Annotated in this window: 1 protein-coding gene; it reads right to left on the reverse strand. The window is 75.3% G+C overall.

Going from position 1 to position 4,301, the window contains the following annotated elements:
* On the reverse strand, positions 1-4,301 hold a 4,301-nt coding region (locus ACFYO2_RS49480; protein ID WP_388364066.1), incomplete at both ends, for a beta-ketoacyl synthase N-terminal-like domain-containing protein.

The following is a 4,301-nucleotide window of genomic DNA, read 5'->3' on the forward strand; positions in this document are numbered from 1 at the left end:
GTGAGGTGGTGGGCGAAGACGGGTGAGGTGGTGAGCAGGTCGCGGGCCATGCCGTCCCATTGCGAGCCCTGACCCGGGAACACGAACACCGTCTTCCCCAGGGTCTCGGCCCGGGCACCGCGCACCACGAGCGGGCTCGCGGTGTCCGTCGCCACCGCGTCCAGCGCGGCCAGCAGCTCCGTACGGTCGTCGGCGACCAGCACCGCGCGATGGTCCAGAGTCGTGCGCCCCTTCGCCAACAGACCGGCTGTGTCCGCGGGTTGGAGCTCCGGGTGCTCGTCGACGTAGGCACGCAGCCGCTCGGCCTGGGCACGCAGGGCCGCCTCGGACTGCGCCGACAGCAGCCACGGCGCCGGGCCCCGCGACTCCGACGGCGACTGTCCGGCCGACTCCGGTTGCTGCGCGGCCTCTTCGATGATGACGTGGGCGTTCGTGCCGCTCATGCCGAACCCCGAGACACCCGCCCGGCGGGGATGCCCGTCGGCGGTCCATTCCCGCGCCTCGGTGAGGAGTTCGACCGAGCCCGCCGACCAGTCGACGTGCGGGGTCGGCTCGTCGACGTGCAGGGTGCGGGGGAGTACGCCGTGGCGCATTGCCTCGACCATCTTGATGATGCCGCCGACCCCGGCCGCGGCCTGCGTGTGCCCGATGTTGGACTTGAGCGAGCCCAGCCACAACGGCCGTTCCGGGGTTCGCTCCTGGCCGTACGTCGCGATGATCGCCTGTGCCTCGATCGGATCGCCGAGCGTGGTGCCGGTGCCGTGCGCCTCCATCGCGTCCACGTCTGCGGGGGTCAGGCCCGCGTCGGCGAGTGCGGCGCGGATGACGCGCTGCTGCGACGGGCCGTTGGGGGCGGTCAGGCCGTTGCTGGCGCCGTCCTGGTTCGTGGCGGTGCCGCGCACCACGGCCAGGACGTGGTGGCCGTTGCGGCGGGCGTCGGAGAGCCGTTCCACCAGGAGCAGGCCCACGCCCTCACCGAACGCGGTGCCGTCCGCGGCCGCCGCGAACGCCTTGCAGCGGGCGTCCCGGGCCAGACCCCGCTGGCGGCTGAAGCCGATGAAGATGTCGGGGTTCGCGAGCACCGTCGCCCCGCCCGCGAGCGCCAGGTCGCACTCGCCCTGACGCAGCGACCGCACCGCGAGGTGCAGGGCGACCAGCGACGACGAGCACGCCGTGTCGACGGTGACCGCCGGGCCCTCCAGGCCGAGGGTGTAGGCGATACGCCCGGAGGCGATGCTGCCCGCGCTGCCGATGCCGAGGTAGCCTTCCATGTCGGCGGGCAGCCGGACCCGGGATCCGTAGTCGGTGTAGACGACGCCCGCGAACACACCGGTCCGTGAGCCCTGCAGCGACGCGGGGTCGATGCCGGCCCGTTCGAACGCCTCCCACGCCGTCTCCAGGAGCAGCCGCTGCTGCGGGTCCATGCTGGTGGCCTCGCGCGGGCTGATCCCGAAGAACGCCGGGTCGAACTGGTCGGCGTCGTGCAGGAACCCGCCCTCGCGCGCGTACGACGTGCCCGCGTGCTCGGGGTCCGGGTCGAAGAGCCGGTCCAGGTCCCAGCCGCGGTTGGCGGGGAACGGCGAGATCACGTCGGCCTCGTCGGCGACCACGCGCCACAGGTCCTCCGGCGAGCGCACCCCGCCCGGGTAGCGGCAGGCCATGGCCACGATCGCGATCGGTTCGCCGTCGTACGCCCCCGGACCCGGCGCGACGGGAGCGGCGTCGGCGCCGAGGCCGAGCAGCCCGGAGCGCAGGAAGTCCGCGAGCGCGCGCGGCGAGGGATGGTCGAAGATCAGTGTCGTGGGCAGCTTGAGGCCGGTCGCGGCGGTCAGCCGGTTGCGCAGCTCCACCGCGGTCAGCGAGTCGAAACCGAGGTCCTTGAAGGCGCGGGTCGGCGCGACGGTGTCGGACCCCGACAGGCCGAGCACGCCGCCGACGTGGGCGCGGATCAGGTCGAGGAGTTCCCGCGTCTGCTCCTGCTCGGGCAGGCCCGCGAGCGAGGCGGCGAGCGTGCCCGTTCCGGCGGCGCCCGCCGACGCGGCGGTGCGCACGGTACGGACCAGGGACCGCAGCGGCGGCGGCAGCAGATCCGACCCGGCCCAGGTCGCGAGCGCCGGACGGTTGAACCGGGCCGCGACGAGGGCGGGCCGCCCGGAGCGCAGGGCGAGCCCGGACAGCGCCGCGCTCTGCCCCGCCGAGAACCGGACGAGACCGCCGCGCACACCGGCGTCCTCGGACGCCTCAGCGCGCGGGCCCCAGGTCACGGAGAGGGCGGGCAGGCCGAGGGCGCGCCGGTGGTGGGCCAGCGCGTCCAGCTGCGCGCCCACGGCGGCGGCCGCCGCGAGACCGGTGCCGCCGAGCGTTGCCGACGCCTCGGGCGCCAGGACGGTGAACGACGCCAAATCCTGGCCCAGGGTGAGCTCGTGGAGGTTCCAGGCGGCGTCGGCCGCCCGGCCCAGACCGTCCGTGAACAGGCCCTGCTCCAGCGAGGTCAGCAGCTCCGTCGGCGCCTCGGCGGCGACATGGATCACGTCCGTCAGGTGCTGTTCCGCGGGCAGCGCGGCGAGCACGGCGGCCACCGCGTCCCGATCGGCCGCCGTGCCGTCCGCCACGACCACCTCGGCACCCAACTCGGCCAGAGCATCCGGAAGTGCGGAGTCGGTGCCGAGCAGCAGCAGGCGGCGCGCGCCCAGTTCGGTGACGGCGTGGGCCGCGACGGCCGCGGCGAGGTCCCCGCCGCCCGACACCAGCACCGTGCCTGCCACCTCCCCGCCGGCGCGCCCGGCCCCGAGGTCCTCCTCGTCCAGCCGGGTCAGCCGCGGCACGTACGCGACCCCGGCCCGTACGGCGACCTGCAGCTCGCCCGAGGCGACCACGGACGGCAGTACGCGCAGCGAGCCGGCGTCTCCGTCGAGGTCCACGATGCCGACCCGGTGCGGGTGCTCGGACTGCGCGACCCGCACCAGACCCCACACCGGCGCGGGCGCCAGGTCCGGTACGTCGTCGGGGCGGGTGGTGACGGCGTGCCGGGTGAGCACCACCAACCGGGTGGCCGCGCTCCGCCCGTCGGCCAGCCAGCTCTGCAGCGCGGGCAGCACGGCTGCGGCGGACGGTGCGGGCAGCAGCGCGTACGCCGGGGCGCCGGCTTCCGCAGTGCCGTCGAGGAACGCCTCGACCGTCTCGTACGACGTGGCCCCGATACCCGGCACCGGGTCACCGATGACGGCCCAGGAAACCGCCTCCTGAGCCAACTCGTCTGCGCCCAGGCCGAGGTCGGGCCAGTCGAGCGCGGTCAGCCAGTCGGCCCGTACCCCGCTCACGGCCTGCGCCCCACTGTCCGCCAGGGCGAGGGTGAGCGCCGCGGCCGTCAGGACGGGGGCGCCCTGGGCGTCGTACGCGGCGAGCGCGTAACCGTCGCCGTGCCGGGTGAGCGAGACCCGCAGCGCGGTGGCCCCGACGGCGTGCAGCGCCACGTCCCGCCAGGAACCCGGCAGCAGGGGCGCCTCGCCCGCGTCGGCGAGCATGGGCTGCAGCGCGGCGGCGAGCAGCGCCGGATGCACACCGTACGTGGCGGCCCCCGCATCGTCCTGGTCCGGCAGCACCACCTCCGCGTGGACCGTGCCGCCGGCCTCCCGCCACACCGCACGCAGCCCGTCGAACGCGGGACCCGGGGCGAGCCCCAGCTCGGCGAGCCGCTCCCGTACGTCCTCGGGGCCGGCCTGCGTGGCCCCCGTGGGCGGCCACACCGCCTGGTCCGACGGGAGCGCGGCGGGCGGCGCGAGCGCACCCGTCGCATGCGTCGTCCAGGGCCGCCGCAGCGGCTCCGCGTCGGCCTTGTCGTCGTCGAACGGACGAGCGTGCAGGGCGAGTTCACGCCGCCCGTCATGCCCCGGCGGGCCGACGGTCAGCTGCAGATCGAGACCGCCGGACGCCGGAAGCGTGAGCGGCGCCCCCAGCTCCAGTGCCCCCACCGTCATCCCGTCCAGCAACTGCGCCGCGTGCAGGGCGAGTTCGAGGTGCACTGTGCCCGGCAGGACAGGCGTCGAGTCCAGCGTGTGATCCGCGAGCCACGGATGGGTGCGCGCCGAGATCCGCCCGGTCAGCAGCAGCGCGTCCCCCTCGGCGAGCGTCGTGGCCGCGCTCAGCAACGGGTGCCGAGTGGTGTGCAGCCCCAGACTCTCCGGATTCCCCCCGGTCGCCGCGTCGTCCAGCCAGTAGCGGTGGTGTTGGAAGGGGTAGGTGGGGAGGTGGTGGGGTTTGGTGGTGGGGTGGGGGTGGTGCCAGGTGGTGGGGTGGCCGTG

The sequence above is a fragment of the Streptomyces sp. NPDC006602 genome, assembly GCF_042870385.1.
Classification (GTDB): domain Bacteria; phylum Actinomycetota; class Actinomycetes; order Streptomycetales; family Streptomycetaceae; genus Streptomyces.